This is a genomic window from Undibacterium sp. 14-3-2 (assembly GCF_016595265.1).
Lineage (GTDB): Bacteria > Pseudomonadota > Gammaproteobacteria > Burkholderiales > Burkholderiaceae_D > Undibacterium > Undibacterium aquatile.
The window spans coordinates 34,714-50,865 of record NZ_JAENGS010000009.1 but is presented as its reverse complement, the minus strand read 5'-3'; the positions used below and the strand labels follow the sequence as shown (position 1 = coordinate 50,865).

General features: G+C 50.1%; 10 protein-coding genes. 3 read left to right on the top strand and 7 right to left on the bottom strand.

What is annotated here, in order from left to right:
• Positions 1–4: 4 nt before the first annotated feature.
• The 7 genes from Undi14_RS17475 to Undi14_RS17445 form a co-directional block, all read right to left on the bottom strand.
• The gene (locus tag Undi14_RS17475) at positions 5–1,042 is read right to left on the bottom strand and encodes a hypothetical protein (protein ID WP_200181915.1); all 1,038 of its coding nucleotides are present in this window, start codon (positions 1,040–1,042) and stop codon (positions 5–7) included.
• Positions 1,043–1,348: 306 nt separating this feature from the next.
• Positions 1,349–2,596, bottom strand: a complete 1,248-nt coding sequence (locus Undi14_RS17470; RefSeq protein ID WP_200181914.1) for a Zn-dependent hydrolase — start codon at positions 2,594–2,596, stop codon at positions 1,349–1,351.
• Between the two features lie 12 nt (positions 2,597–2,608).
• A complete protein-coding gene (gene hydA / locus Undi14_RS17465) occupies positions 2,609–4,027 on the bottom strand; it encodes a dihydropyrimidinase (RefSeq protein ID WP_200181913.1) in 1,419 nt (472 codons plus the stop codon).
• A 99-nt stretch (positions 4,028–4,126) separates the two neighbouring features.
• On the bottom strand, positions 4,127–5,581 hold the full coding sequence (locus Undi14_RS17460) for an NCS1 family nucleobase:cation symporter-1 (protein WP_200181911.1): 1,455 nt from the start codon (positions 5,579–5,581) through the stop codon (positions 4,127–4,129).
• A 390-nt stretch (positions 5,582–5,971) separates the two neighbouring features.
• Positions 5,972–7,246: an NAD-dependent dihydropyrimidine dehydrogenase subunit PreA gene (gene preA / locus Undi14_RS17455; protein WP_200181910.1), complete on the bottom strand. Its 1,275-nt coding sequence runs from the start codon at positions 7,244–7,246 to the stop codon at positions 5,972–5,974.
• Position 7,247: 1 nt separating this feature from the next.
• Positions 7,248–8,606, bottom strand: a complete 1,359-nt coding sequence (locus Undi14_RS17450; protein WP_200181909.1) for an NAD(P)-dependent oxidoreductase — start codon at positions 8,604–8,606, stop codon at positions 7,248–7,250.
• A 253-nt stretch (positions 8,607–8,859) separates the two neighbouring features.
• Positions 8,860–10,170 (bottom strand): aspartate aminotransferase family protein, encoded by a 1,311-nt coding sequence (locus Undi14_RS17445; RefSeq protein WP_234030673.1) that lies wholly within the window; start codon positions 10,168–10,170, stop codon positions 8,860–8,862.
• 261 nt (positions 10,171–10,431) lie between these two features.
• Here Undi14_RS17445 and Undi14_RS17440 point away from each other — a divergent pair, with 261 nt between their 5' ends.
• The 3 genes from Undi14_RS17440 (at position 10,432) to Undi14_RS17430 (ending at position 16,030) form a co-directional block, all read left to right on the top strand.
• A complete protein-coding gene (locus tag Undi14_RS17440; RefSeq protein ID WP_200181908.1) occupies positions 10,432–11,886 on the top strand; it encodes a PLP-dependent aminotransferase family protein in 1,455 nt (484 codons plus the stop codon).
• On the top strand, positions 11,879–12,508 hold the full coding sequence (locus tag Undi14_RS17435; protein ID WP_200181907.1) for a TetR/AcrR family transcriptional regulator: 630 nt from the start codon (positions 11,879–11,881) through the stop codon (positions 12,506–12,508). Before Undi14_RS17440 ends, Undi14_RS17435 begins: the two co-directional genes overlap by 8 nt.
• Before the next feature lie 177 nt (positions 12,509–12,685).
• Complete coding sequence (locus Undi14_RS17430) at positions 12,686–16,030, top strand: PAS domain S-box protein (RefSeq protein WP_200181906.1); 3,345 nt, start codon at positions 12,686–12,688, stop codon at positions 16,028–16,030.
• Positions 16,031–16,152: the final 122 nt, after the last annotated feature.

The following is a 16,152-nucleotide window of genomic DNA, read 5'->3' as shown; positions in this document are numbered from 1 at the left end:
CAAATTAACGTTTCAAACCTGAGAATATCCCAGAGTAAGCTGTATTTGGCACTGACCAACGTCCAGTAACACTACCGTTAGCGGAATCAATACTGCCACTAAAAGTAGCGCTGCCTGCATAACCAGTACTTGTCATTGATACGCTACCACTGGACGAAACCGTACCTGAAACGGTAAACGTCAAGTTATAAACTGTGGAATAGCCAGTTCCGATAATACGACCATCATTTCCAAGGCTCACACTGAAGGTGCCATTGTCGGCGCCACTGAAACTACCTGAATAATTACCGGAAAAACTGGCTACCGTCGGTATGCTGCTACCAAATTGAAAGCGGCTGAGCGGAATCACGACTCCATTTGGCATGGTCAGGCTGGCCACTGTCGGACTCTGAAATTTCAGCGTCACATTACCAACGTTAGCGTTAACCATCTGTGCCGGCTTAAAAAGGCCGGTCAGCGTCTGGCCATTTCCATACTGTTGCCAAACACCTTGATAAGTATCTGTACTGACAGGTAAGGTCGGGCCAAAGGCGTACCAGGTAGGATTACCTGCAGCATCATACATATATCCGGCCATATACAGCGTCCCATTTTGCACTTCTATGGTGTAACCGCGTCCACCTTCGGCCGGATTCCACCACCAGCCAGTTTGCGGCGCAGTCGGTGACACAGGAGCATTAACGCCGCCAGCAACAATATTGAACCGTTCAATCGGAACCGTACCACCTGGCCACGTCATCACACCATGTGAAGGATCTGAGAATACGATGCTGACGTTACCGCTATTCATCGTTCCGGTCACAGGATGATAAGTGCCAGTCAATGACTGACCACCCAGATAAGTAATTAACGGCGCACTGAACGTCGAGCCTGACATGGCGGCAGGCCCTGCCGCAAGCCACGTTGCGCGCCCTGACGGATCATACAAGTAACCTGCAAGATAGATTGTTCCATTTTGTACTTCCAAAGCGAAACCTCGACCACCCTCGGCCGGATTCCACCACCAGCCAGACTGAGGTACAACTGCATACACATTTGCCACGAAAGCAAAAATAGCAATGAAGCTAAAAATTATATTTTTGCAGATTTTCAAATACTTCATATACCACCTTAAAAAATTGATTTATCGAGAATAATCAACGAGAAAAGTATGCACTTTTTCAAAGTTGAAAAGGCTAACATCAATACTTAATTGACAATTATTTTTTACAAATAGTTACCCCATTCTTCACGTCATTTTTTTGTAATCAAACGACTTTTTTCCATCTTGTATTACTTGAAAAAAAAGAAAATCCGCTTTTGCAGCAACAAAAGCGGATCAAGGTCGGTAAAAAAACGCAGATAAAATCTAATCGCCGGATACTTGCGCCTTCGCCAGCATTGCATGCAATAACACATTACATCCGGCGGCCAAATGCTCCGGCTTTGCATCTTCGATTTCGTTATGGCTGATACCGTCTTTGCAGGGAACGAAGATCATGCCCGAAGGTGCCAGTCTGGCGGTGTAGATGGCGTCATGACCCGCACCGGACACGACATCCATGGTGCTGTAACCCAACATGGCCGTTGCATTGCGCACGGCATCCACGCAATCAGGATGAAACGGACATGGCGGATAATAAGACACTCTTTCAACGCTGATCTGAAGCCCGCTGTTGTTACTGGTTTGTTCAACAAACGCCAGCATTTCCTGATGCATGGTATCGAGTAATTCAGAAGACACGTTGCGCAGATCAATACTGAATTTGACTTCACCGGGAATCACATTCCGGCTATTCGGAAACACCTGCACCATGCCAACAGTGCCGCGACCATACGGCGGATAACGATTACCGATGTTCACCACTTCCTGCATGATGCCGGTGGCGACTTGCAGTGCATCTTTGCGTAAGCCCATAGGCGTGGGACCTGCATGCGCTTCCATCCCGGTGACCACGCAATCGTACCAGGATAAACCCAGCACACCGGGAACCACCCCTATCACTTTGTCCGCATCTTCAAGCACTGGCCCTTGTTCTATATGCGTTTCAAAATATGCGCCGATAGGATGCTGGCCGGGTACTTCTGTACCTTTATAGCCTATGCGCTCAAGCTCATCACCGACGGTTTTTCCTTCGGTATCTTTCGCGGCATAAGCGGTTTCCAGCGTAAATGCGCCGCAGAAGACGCCTGAGCCCATCATCACCGGCACAAAGCGTGAGCCTTCTTCATTGGTCCAGAACGCGACTTCGATCGGTGCTTCGGTTTCGATATGGTGATCGTTCAGCGTACGCACAACCTCCAACGCAGCCAGCACACCATAGTTGCCGTCAAACTTGCCGCCGGTAGGCTGGGTATCGATATGACTACCGGACATCACCGGCGGCAATGCAGAATTTCGCCCTGCCCTGCGCATGAACACGTTACCGATCTGATCGATGGTGATGCTCATGCCCGCCTGCTTACCCCAGGAGACAACCAGATCACGGCCTTGCTTATCCAGATCAGTCAGCGCCAGACGTTTCACGCCGCCTTTCGCAGTCGCGCCTATCTGCGCCAGTTCCATCAGTGATGACCATAAGCGGTCACCGTTAATTCTCAAGTCTGCTACAGACATGCTTTACTCCTGTCAGATTGCGTTGTGCATTTTGCTGAGTGCACCGAACATCGCTGAAAACGGTGGGCGCTTAATGTATTTGCCGCTACCGGCAACGGCACGCAAATCACCTTCCTTAAAAACCAGTTGACCACCGCTGATGGTGTGGGTCGGAATGCCTTTAACGGTGCGTCCTTCAAAGACGTTGAAATCACCTTTGGAGAACTGAGTGGCAACGGATAATGTCTTACTACCCTCCGCGTCCCATAAGACGATGTCAGCATCGGCACCGGCAGCAATCACGCCTTTACGCGGGTAGATATTAAAAATCTGGGCGCAATTAGCTGACGTAACTTTGACAAATTCGGAAGGCGTCAGTCGACCTGTATTCACACCGGCATCCCATAACACCATCATGCGTTCTTCTATGCCGCCACAACCATTTGGAATTTTAGTGAAATTGTCTTTACCCGCTGCTTTTTGTTCAGCGCAAAACGTGCAGTGATCGGTCGCAGTTGTGTGCAGATTACCGCCCTGCAATCCCTGCCACAATGCCTGCTGATGACTGCTGCTGCGGAAAGGCGGGCTCATGACATGCCCGGCTGCCTGTGCGAATTCGGGGTGTTGATACACACTGTCGTTAATCGTCAGATGTCCGGCCAACACTTCGCCAAAGACACGTTGACCGCTTGCGCGGGCACGGGTGATCGCACCAAGCGATTCGGCGCACGACACATGCACGACATACAGCGGCGTATTGAGTACATTCGCAATCGCGATGGCACGCTGCGCGGCTTCTCCCTCCACCATCGGTGGGCGCGATAAAGGATGAGCGTCTGGCCCGGTTTTGCCTTCTTGCAGTAAGCGTTGCTGCAACAGATAAACCAGCTCGCCATTTTCCGCATGCACGGTCGGCATGGCACCCAGCTCCAGCGCCCGGCTGAAACTTTTTACGAGTATTTCGTCATCTGCCATGATGGCGTTTTTATACGCCATGAAATGCTTGAAGCTGTTGACTCCATATTCCTGCACCAACTTCCCCATATCGGCATGCACGCTATCGTCCCACCAGGTTACCGCGACATGAAACGAATAATCGGCAGCCGATTTTTCCGCCCAGCCACGCCAGAGATGAAATGCTTCCATCAGACTTTGCTGCGGATCAGGAATAACGAAATCGATGATACTGGTTGTGCCGCCAGCCAGCCCTGCTGCGGTGCCGGTAAAGAAATCATCCTGCGTGACCGTTCCCATGAATGGCAACTGCATGTGCGTATGCGGGTCGATCCCGCCTGGCATCACGTACAAACCAGCGGCATCAATGATTTCAGCGCCGACGGGGACATCCAGTTGCTCGCCTACGGCAAGAATCTTTCCGTCATCGCACAACACATCTGCCTGAAATTCACGGTCCGCATTCACTACCGTACCACCACGAATCAGAATACTCATCACCCCTCCGTTCCGAATGCTGCAATGAAAGAGGTCAACGCAGGTTCACCTCGGTTGATTTCAGTTTTCACTGACACGCGTATCTGTTACCTGATGCACTCATACAGAAGCGCGCTTATTCCGCATCAACACAAAATACACGATGCCGGAGATTGCCAGACCGACAAACCAGGCATAGGTATAAATTGTTTTCAGCACAGCGGAAACTTCTGGAAAAGAAGCTGGAAATGCTGCATTCAGAAAGCCCGGAATATTCGGTATAACACCAATAGCAAATGCGATCACTGCCGCCATATTCCAGCCCTTACGGTAGCTGTATTGACCATGCTCCTCATATAAAGCTGGTACGTTAATTTGCGTCTGGCGAATGAAGTAATAGTCGATAATCAGAATACCGGCGATAGGCCCAAGCAGGGCTGAGTAGCCGATCAGCCAGGTGAAAATATAGCCTTGTGTGGTTTCCAGAATTTTCCACGGCATCATCACCAGCGCGATACCTGCCGTAATGTAGCCACCGGTTTTATACGAAATCAACTTCGGATTCAATGCAGAAAAATCGTAAGCGGGACCGACCAGATTCGCAGCAAGATTGACCGAGACGGTATCGATCAGCAAAATCACCAGAGCGATCAGCACAGCTGCACCTGTCATGCGGCTCGCGACATCTACCGGATCCCACAACGCTTTGCCGTATAAAACGACGGTCGCTGATGTAACGATCACCGCCATTAAAGCCAACAAGCCCATAGGCGCTGGTAAGCCAACGGTTTGACCAAGTATCTGATCTTTTTGTGATTTGGCAAAACGTGTGAAATCAGGAATGTTCAGCGCCAGTGTTGCCCAGAAACCGATCATCGCGGTCAGTGACGGCCAGAAGGTCGTCCAGAATTGCCCGGCTTTTTTGCCGCCCTCTACAAACTGTGAAGGCTGATCCAGCAACGCGCCAAAACTGCCCGCTTTGTTGTACACCCATGCCAGCAACACAAAACAGATGAGTATCTTTAACGGCGCGGTATATGTCTCTAGCTGGCGTATCGATTCCATGCCATGAAAAATGTACCAGAACTGTATGCCCCAGAAAATCAGAAAGCAAATCAGCTGAGCGGCGTTAATCCCTAAGCCTGTGATGTTGTCACCACCAAGCGGATGTCCGATTAAAACACCTCCGAGGGTGTAGATCATCTGCCCGCCAAACCATGTTTGTATGCCATACCAGCCACAGGCAACAATGGCACGCATCAGTGCAGGCAGACGTGCACCGCGCACACCAAACGAGGTACGCGCCAGCACCGCATAAGGGATACCATATTTCGCACCAGCGTGACCAATCAAAAGCATGGGAACCAGCACAATCGCGTTCGCCAGAAATACTGTCCAGACCGCCTGATAGCCGGACATGCCGCCCTCAATCAGACTGGCAGACAAGGTGTAAGCAGGAATGCACATCACCATGCCTACCCATAACGCCGCGAAGTGATACCACCGCCAGGTGCGCTGCGCTTCTGAGGTCGGTGCTAAATCCTCATTCCAAAGTTGATTGCTTTCCGCTTGCATATAGTTTTTCTCCAAGGTCAATATCTGAGGATTTGCACAAACACATCCATGCCAACAACGCTACTGATACGAGAAAAAATGTCAGTGTTAAGTGGAATGAAATTGATGCAAAAAAAGATCTGAAAAGATGTATTAGATGCATAGCAAACTTCATTCCACAAAACCACATATCGGCCGCATGCATTTTTTACGCAGTCAGTGCGGTGTGAATTCCTGTCAAGCCCGGTATGCGGCAACATCACCTCATACCGTAACAAAGCGGGATTTATACGCTCACATAAGACTGATGACAAGCAAAGCGTGAAACAGAAGAAAAATGCTTCGATGCTGGACTTGCCTGAGCAACTTACTCAGCAAGCGGTTTCTCAACTTATTTTGTTACTCAGCGCATTATTTACTGAGCGCTCTGGGATTGCGCGGGTCTTGCGTCCAGTTCATATAAGGCTTGCCGGTTACCTGTGGCACCATGGTGATGCACTGTTCTACAGGACAAGTGATCTGACACAAATTGCATCCAACACATTCTTCTGCTTTCACTTCGTAACGGCGCGTACCTTCTGCGTTGATCAGTTGTGCAATCGACTGATGCGACGTATCTTCGCAGGCGATATAACAGCGCCCACATTGTATGCATTTATCCTGATCAATCTCCGCGATGACCTGATAATTCATATCCAGATATTTCCAGTCAGTGGTATTCGCCACCGCTTTACCTGAAAAGTCACTGATACGCTGATAGCCTTTTTCATCCATCCACCGCGACAAGCCATCCTGCATTTCTTTAACGATGCGAAAGCCATGCAGCATGGCTGCAGTACAGACCTGAACCGACCCCGCACCTAATGCCAGAAATTCAGCCGCATCACGCCAATTGCTGACGCCACCGATACCGGAAATCGGCAAACCTTTCGTCGCAGGATCACGGGCGATTTCAGCCACCATATTGAGCGCAATCGGCTTGACCGCACTGCCACAATAACCACCATGCGTACTTTGCGTGCCGACGATGGGGCGGGCAATCATCTGATCAAGATCTATCGAGGTAATGGAATTAATGGTGTTAATTAAGGACACCGCATCAGCGCCGCCAGCAAACGCAGCGCGTGCCGGAATACGTACATCGGTAATGTTAGGCGTCAGCTTTACTATCACCGGTAACGACGAATATTTTTTGCACCAGCGTGTGATCATTTCAACATATTCGGGCACCTGTCCCACAGCCGCACCCATACCGCGTTCCGGCATACCATGTGGGCATCCGAAGTTCAGTTCTATGCCATCGGCACCGGTCGCTTCAACTAAAGGCAGCACACGTTTCCAGCTTTCTTCTTCACACGGAAACATCAATGACACGATCATCGCGCGATCCGGCCAGTCTTTTTTTACTTGTGTGATTTCCTGCAAATTCAATTCCAAACTGCGGTCGGTAATCAGCTCTATATTATTGAAGCCGATCACTTCACGGTTTTTTCCAAAGTGCGCTGAATAGCGTGAAGAGACGTTGACTGGTGGTGGATCTTCGCCCAGCGTTTTCCAGACGACGCCGCCCCAGCCAGCTTCAAACGCCCGCACCACGTTATATGCTTTATCGGTCGGTGGCGCAGATGCAAGCCAGAATGGATTCGGTGCTTTAATGCCAGCAAAATTCACAGAGAGATCAGCCATATCACACCTTCGCTTTCAAATCGTCATTGATCGCCAGCGCAGCCAGCTTGCCATGTTGTACTGCCTGTACGGTCAAATCTTGTCCGGCAGCGATGCAATCGCCACCGGCATACACCTTAGTCAGACTGGTTCTGTAATTTTCATCGACCCGGATCTTGCCGCCCTCAAGCTGCAAATGCTGTGCAGCAGTATCGTGCAGACTCGCCACATTCAGGCTCTGGCCTATCGCTTTAAATATCGCCTGGGCAGGAAGTTCTATTGTTTCCCCCGTTGTTTTCAGATTTCCATCAACGACAATGGTCTTATCAAAACGCATCCCGGCGACGTTTCCTGCTGCATCCAACAACACTTCCTGTGGCTGTGCCGAGGTCAGGATGCGAACCTGATTTTCTTTCGCAATCGATTGCTCATGCGCAGTCGCAGACATATCTTCTGCACCGCGGCGGTACACCAGCGTCACGTCTTCTGCACCAAGACGGGCAATCTGAACCGCCATATCGATCGCCGTATTACCCGCGCCAATCACGATGCACTGACGCGGAACCGGCAAGCGACTCAAGTCATCGGCCTGACGCAATTCTGCGATGTAATCGACTGCCGCGACGATACCCGGCGCGTCTTCATGATCAAGGCCAAGCCGACGGCTGACACCTAAACCCAATGCCAGAAACACGGCATCGTAGTCACGCTGCAAATCAGACAGCTGCAAGTTCTTACCTAACACCTGGCCATGCCGCACACTGATACCACCGATCTGCAAAAGAAAATCGACTTCGCGCTGCGCCGTTTCACCGACCAGTTTGTATTTTGCGATTCCGTATTCATTCAATCCACCTGACTGCGGCTGCGCTTCAAATATCGCGACTTCATGTCCTGCCCGCGCCAGTTGATGTGCACAAGAAAGACCCGCCGGACCAGCGCCAACAATCGCGATTTTTTTTCCTGTCGCGGCAGCACGCGTAAATGGATGCTCTGGAAAGTGCATGTGATCCAACGCATAGCGCTGCAGCAAACCTATCCTGACTGGCGCACCTTCAGCATCATGATTACGCACACATGCGTGCTCACATAAAATCTCAGTCGGGCAAACACGTGCGCAACTGGCACCGAGAATGTTCTGATCCAAGATACTTTTTGCCGCTCCATTGATATTGCCGGTCGCGATGTTCTGAATAAAACCGGGAACGTCAATTTCGGTAGGACAGATGCGTGTGCAAGGCGCGTCATAACAATACAAACAGCGTTCGCTTTCTATCGCTGCCTGACGACTGCTTAAACCCGGTTGCAGATCGGTGAATTTTTCCTGCAGCTGTTCATCGCTACTAGTCGCTGATGCAACATGCTTGAGTGCTTCCAACATAGGTGGCTCCAATTCAGCAATATCGTTGGTGATTGTTTATTTCTGACGGCGATAACTTCATCTGTTTCTGTTAGCAATTTTCGTGACAGGGCACAGCAATAAGAGGAACGGCGACACCGATGATGCTCAGCTAAAGTAACTAAACATCAAAATGGTGTCGCCGTCATCGGCAGCACAAAACTCTTTTTCGTTAAGAATTATCGCAACAGATCGCTGACCGTGGCAAAGCGACTTAAGCTTCCGGTGCAACAGATCAGACCGTTTTCTTCAGAATATCGACGAGTTTTCCAAACAGATCGTCGATATGTTTTTTCTCCAGCACTAACGGTGGCGATAAAGCGATGATGTCGCCAGTCGTGCGAATCAACACGCCTTCGGCAAAGGCCTGTTTGTACACCGCCATCGCGCGCGCACCGATTTTCCCCGGAATCGATGCCAGTTCTATCGCACCGATCAGACCGACATTGCGCAGGTCGATCACATGCGGCAAGCCCTTCAGTGAATGCAACGCATCTTCCCAGTATGTGGTCATGCTTTGCGCATGCTCCAGCACTTTTTCTTCTTTGAATACTTTGAGCGAAGCCAACCCGGCTGCACAAGCCAATGGATGGCCAGAATAGGTATAACCGTGGAAAAACTCGATGCCAGCAGGGCTCTGCAGCAGGGTTTCATAAATCATCGATTTACTGAATACGGCCCCCATAGGTACGACGCCATTGGTGAGCCCTTTAGCAGTCGTCATCAGATCAGGTGTGACATCGAAAAAATCACTGGCAAACGGCGTTGCCATGCGTCCGAAGCCGGTAATCACCTCATCGAAAATCAGCAGAATACCGTGCTTATCGCACAATTCACGCAAGCGCTTCAGATAACCTTTTGGCGGCAGAATCACACCAGCGGAACCCGACAACGGTTCCACAATTACTGCCGCTATCGTCGATACGTCATGTAACGCGACAATGCGATCGAGCTCATCGGCAAGATGGGTGCCGTATTCCGGGATGCCACGGCTATATGCATTTTTTTCGAGGTTATAGGTATGCGGCAAATAATCGACACCACCCAACAAATTCGCAAATTGTTTGCGATTGGCAGGCAAGCCACCGAGCGACATACCACCAAAACCGACACCGTGGTAACCGCGCTCACGACTGATGAAACGGGTGCGTTGCCCTTCACCGCGTGCACGGTGATAGGCCAAGACCATCTTCATCGCCGTATCAACAGATTCAGAACCGGAATTGGTATAAAACACCTGACCGAATTTATTACCGCTGTAATCAATTAACTGTTCGGCGAGTTCAAATGCTGCTGGGTGCCCCATCTGAAATGCTGGTGCGTAATCGAGCGTCGCAATCGCCGCCTGCACCGCTTTGACTATCGTCGGATGAGAATGTCCCAAAGGTACACACCACAACCCAGCAGTACCGTCGAGAATCTCGCGACCATCCTGATCGCGGTAATACATCCCGGCAGCCGAAGCTACGACGCGCGGCGCTTCCTTGTAATCCCGGTTCGCCGTAAACGGCATCCAATACGCATTGAGTTGTTGTTTGCTAAGCATGAGGCTCTCCTGAAATAATTTACCGATTGGTAAAAGTATGATGAAATCCTAACCAAGCATATGCGCAGAAGACATATACAGCCAGTGGAATTTCACCCAACCGTATTGGCTTTCTGAACTGCACAGTTTCATTCGAACGATACAGACATCCTGACAGACAAGCTGATAGGCGCTGGTAAGAGCGAATGACATACCAATAAGTGTTCAGATCACAGTTCCACGTCAGATGGCAGGATGAGCGTTGCAATATCAGGGGATAAAATGGAGTTAACTAAAGAAATACAACAGACGTCCGGATCATCCCTATGGCCGCAACTGGCGCTGGAACGAAGCCGTCAAGCCAGCCTGGTTGAGCAGATCGTGCAGAAAGTAACCCAGTTGATCCGGCAAAATCGCTTAGCGCTCGGCAGCAAGATGCCATCGGTACGTCAGTTTGCCAAATGCAATGCCGTCAGTACCTTCACCGTCGTCGAATCTTACGAGAGGCTGATCACGCTCGGCATGCTGAGTTCACGCCGTGGCTCCGGCTATTTTGTGAGCAAACCTGCCAGTGCACCATCGCCTCTGCTACATGCGACAACACCAACCATGCTTGATGCATTAAGCCCTGATTTGTATTCTGGTGTGTCATCTGCTTTACCGGTAGGCTCAGGCTGGCTGCCACCGGAATGGTATGGTGATGATGTACTGCTGGATGCACTGAGACAAGCGATGCGCATTCCCACCCAACGTCTGCGTGGCTACGGTCACCCAGCGGGATTTCCCAGCCTGCGCCAGCATCTGGCTCAGCATCTGTCACTAGAACTGTTTCAGCTTGATGCTGAACAGATTCTGCTCACCAACGGTGCGACACATGCGTTCGACCTGATATTGCGGACACTGTGTAAGCCCGGCGACACAGTGCTGGTGGAAAATCCCGGCTACAGCAATTTGCTGTCGCTGATACGCCACCATGGCTGCATTCCGGTCGGCATACAGCGGGATGCACATGGACTGGATCTGGATGCACTGATGGAAAAAGCGATACTGCATCAGCCTAAAATTATGTTTGTGAATACGGTGCTGCAAAATCCGCTGGGAACCAGCCTTTCTCAGGCACAGGCACACCGTCTGCTGGCACTGGCTGAGCAATTCGATTTCTGGCTGGTCGAAGATGATATCTATCGCGAACTCTGTACACGCCCAGAACCCTCTTTAGCTGCGATGGACGGGCTCAGACGTGTGATACGGGTAGGCAGCTTTTCCAAAGTACTCTCCCCTACCCTGCGCGTCGGTTCACTCTGCGCCTCACACTCACTGATCGATGAGTTACTGCGCATCAAAATGCTGACCGGACTGACGACATCTGAAATCAATGAACGTGCGGTGTTGCACGCGATCAGTTCCAGGCTCTACCGGCGCATGCTGGAAAAACTTAAACGACAACTTGATACCTCGCGCACCGAGGCAATAAGACTATTACAGGATGCAGGCCTGACCCTGCTGACTGAACCACGTGGCGGCATGTTTATCAGCGCCGGATGGCGTGATTCGACAAGAACAGCTCACGAGATAACGACACTGGCACTAAACGCCGGTATCTTACTGGCACCGGCAGATTTTTTCAGTCTTCACGAAACCACTTATCCCTGGTTCCGTTTCAATATTGCGTATTGCAACTCGGCACAACTTCTTACATTTTTACGCAGCATCAGCGACGAGTCCGCTCATGGATAAACGTGTGGAAAAAATCTCCAGCGCGCGTGATGCTATTGAGATTCGTATCTTAGACAGCGCGACCCAGGTATTTGCAGAATCCGGATTTCATGGCAGCTCATTGGCCGGGATCGCTGAATGTGCAGGTATCTCTAAACAAAATTTATTGTATTACTTCGCCAATAAACAAGTGTTGTACCAGAAAGTACTGGATCAGATACTGGATCAATGGCTGGAACGCATGGATTTTCTCGCCACTTCAGATGAAGAACCTGAGCAATTATTACGGCAATACATTCACGCAAAATTACGTTTTTCAAAAGAGCAACCGCAGGCCTCACGTGTCTACGCGATGGAAGTCATCGGTGGTGCGGCGGTGTACTCTCAGCAGATGCGCGAAAAAATTCTGCCTCTATTTAAAAAAGATATAGCGACTTTTGAAAATTGGATAGCAGCGGGCAAAATCAAGGCCGTCAACGCGACCCATTTATTATTTTCCATCTGGGCAATGACGCAGTCGTATGCGGACTTTGCAACGCAAATGAATCTGGTGCTTGCGCAGGAGTCGTTATCAGAACAGGATTTCGATGATGCGGAAGAATTCATCGTCGGCATGGTTTTGCACAGACTGCGCGCTTCCTGAGCGCGCACTACGCAGAAAAAATATAAAAGCAATGTGAGAAAAATAGATTTTTTAACAATAAATAATGGTGTTTTTTGTTAAACATTATTAGTTGTACCAGTGAAACATGTTACCCAGCCGGCTTTCATGATATGAATGCCAGTTACTTCGAATTGATGCCTGTACCGAATTTCACCTATGTTGCCACCGGAATATCCTGAAAATGAAGCGCTGCGTCTCAGTACGCTCAGGGAATGCCGTCTGCTCGACAGCCAGCCCGAGGAGAGGTTTGATCGCATCACACGCCTTGCCCGCCAGATTTTTCACACCGATATCGCTCTGATTTCTTTGATTGACGAGGAGCGACAATGGTTTAAATCCAGGCAAGGTCTGGAAGCGCAGGAAACACATCGCGACATTTCATTTTGCGGTCACGCCATTTTGTCGAGTGATGTCTACGTTGTGGAAGATGCCAGCAAAGATATACGGTTCAGCGATAATCCTTTGGTTCTGGGCGCACCCAACATACGTTTTTATGCTGGCGCGCCTTTGCATACAAAAAATGGGCAGCGCATAGGTACGCTGTGCATTATCGATAGCAAAACCAGAATTCTGACCACGCAGGAACTGGCATCGCTGCGCGACCTGGCCGACTGCGTCGAACATGAAATTGCCAACGAACAGGCACACCGTCAGCACGATGCTTTACTGACTCTGGCCCGCATCACTTCGCTTACCTTCGATGATCCGCAAACCCTATTGCGGGAAACGCTTGCGCTTGGTTGTGAATATCTGAAGCTGAGTACCGGCATCATTTCAAAAAATGAAGGCGATAATATTTACGTCAGCGTACTGCAATCGACACTGGAAACTTTACATGAAGGGCAGCTGTTTCCCAAAAATCAGACCTACTCTGATTTGCTGAAAGTCGATGAAGGCGTTGTCTGCATCGAACATATAGCTCAGAGCAAATACAGCGATCACCCGAGTTACCAACGCTTCCGGCAGGAAACCTACATCGGCATTCCTCTTTTTCTGGAGGGTCATCGGTATGGAACGCTGGGGTTTTCAGATGACCTTCCCCGCGCGACTGCCTATAGCGAAGTCGAAATTGAATTCATCAACGTATTAGGCGACTGGGTCAACAGCACTCTGAAACGACTGGCACTGGATCATGCGCTGGAACTGCAGCAAAAATTAAATGACGCCGTCGCCCGGGCGCAATCGCAATTTATCAAAGGCCGGGATAAGCTCGAAGGTATCAGGACATTACTGAACGACTTAGTTCTGCTTACTGGCAGCCGATACGGTCAGGTCTGCAAGGTGCAACAGGGTAAAACGGGCGACTATATCCTGAAAAATTATGTCAGCGCAGAGGTTAGCGACAACGCTGATCGTACGATTTCCGGGGCTGAGCAAAATGATTTCACTATGGAGGCGGCCACACATTATCTGGATGCGCAGTTTGCTCAGGTACTTAGCACGGGGCAAGCTATATCCGGCAATGCACTCAACGGCGCGCTGCATCGATTCTTGTGTGTTCCGGTTTATTACAATGGCGATATCGTCGCCACCATAGGGCTGGCGAACAGCAGCGCTGATTACGATCAGCAAACGATAGATTTTCTGCAACCCGTGCTGATCACGATAGGTCAGTTAATCAATGCGGCCAAAGTCCAGCGTCAGCATGAAGAAGGTGAAAGACGCCTGGCAAACATTATCGAGGGCACCAACATTGGTACCTGGGAATGCGATATCGCCAGCGGAGAAACCGTCTACAACGAACGGTGGGCTGAAATGCTCGGTTACACGCTGGCAGAGCTTCAGCCTACGACTGTTCAGACCTGGCTGGATATGTGTCATCCCGAAGACTTGAAACGCTCTACCGCAATGCTGGAGAAGCATTTCAAGGGAGAATTGCCCTACTTCGATCTGGTCAGCCGTATGCGTCATAAGGACGGGCACTGGATATGGATCAGAGACCGAGGGTGCGTGGTCAGTTGGAGCGAAGATGGAAAACCACTTGTTATGTCTGGTAGCCATCAGGATGTCACGCAAGAGCGACTGGCGGAAGAAAAACTGGCGCATGCTTATGCACTCCTGGAGCAATCGAACACGGCAGCACGCATAGGCACTTGGGAATTCGACATTCAGAGCCGTAAGGTTTTCTGGAGCCAGGTAACCAAACAAATCCACGAAGTCAGCGACGATTATGAATCTGATGCCGACCATGCTTTGTTATTTTACAAGCCAGGAAAGAACCGTGACCGGATTTTGCAACTGATGCGTGAAGCGATTGCAGACGGGAAAAAATTTGACGAAGAATTTGAAATCATTACTGCGAAACAAAAACAATGCTGGGTTCGCGCAATCGGCTTGCCATACTATCAGGATGATCAGATCGTTCACATCTATGGGATTTTTCAGGACATCAGCGATAGCAAGGCAAACGCCGAAGCCTTGCGTGATCAGGCCGCTCACACCGAAGCCATTCTCGACAATGTGCTTGATGGCATCGTCACGATCGATCACACCGGTAAGGTTGATGCGTATAACGCCGCCGCGGCGAAAATATTTGGTTATAACAAAGAGGAAGTGATCGGTCAGAATTTCAATATGCTGCTACCGGTCTGGGATGATGGCAGCCGGAATCAGAAAATCCGGCAAAATGCATTTGAAGAGGGTATCGGCGTCACGCAGGAAGTCGAAGCCAAACGCAAAGACGGCAGTATTTTTCCACTGGATTTATCCGTCTCAACCGTGCGGCGGCGCGGACACCCGTTGTATATCGGACTGGTGCGCGATATTACCGAACGTAAGCGGCTAGAAAGAATTAAAAACGAATTTATTTCTACCGTCAGTCATGAATTGCGGACACCGCTCACCTCGATTTCGGGTGCGCTCGGTCTCGTTCTCGGAGGTGCTACCGGTGCATTGCCAAAAAATCTGGCGCCGTTACTGACAATTGCCAGCAAAAACAGCCAGCGCCTGACTTTCCTGATTAATGATTTACTCGACATGGAAAAACTCAGCGCAGGGCAGATGCATTTCAATATACAAAATTACCCGCTGAATTATCTGCTCACGCAAGCGCTGGAAAGCAATCTGACGTTCGGTACGCAAAGAAAAATTCGTCTGCAATTACAGGCGCCAGTTCCGGATGTCACTGTTGCCGTCGATAGCCAGCGGCTGATGCAGATATTGTCCAACCTGCTATCCAATGCGATCAAATATTCGCCTGAGAATGAGACTGTGGAAATCAGCGCAGCCATCGGGACAAATACCGTGCGCATTTCCGTGCGCGATCATGGTGAAGGTATACCAGCCGAATTTCATTCGCGTATTTTTCAGAAATTTGCCCAGGCAGATTCATCGAACACCAGGGAAAAAGGTGGTACCGGCCTAGGGCTCGCAATTTCCAGAGAGCTGGTTGAACACATGGGCGGCAATATCGGTTTTGATTCAGGCTTACACAAAGGGGCACATTTCTATATCGATCTGCCCATCGCTGCACCGCGCCCAGCGATGCCTGTATCACAGTAAAAAGACGCTGGGGCGGCTATAATCTCGTTGGTGCGAAAATTCCCCATGTAAAAAATATCCTCGCCGGATTTTTATTCCCGCTACGCTTGATGCAGATGCGTGTTTTGCTAAAACGCGGCTTT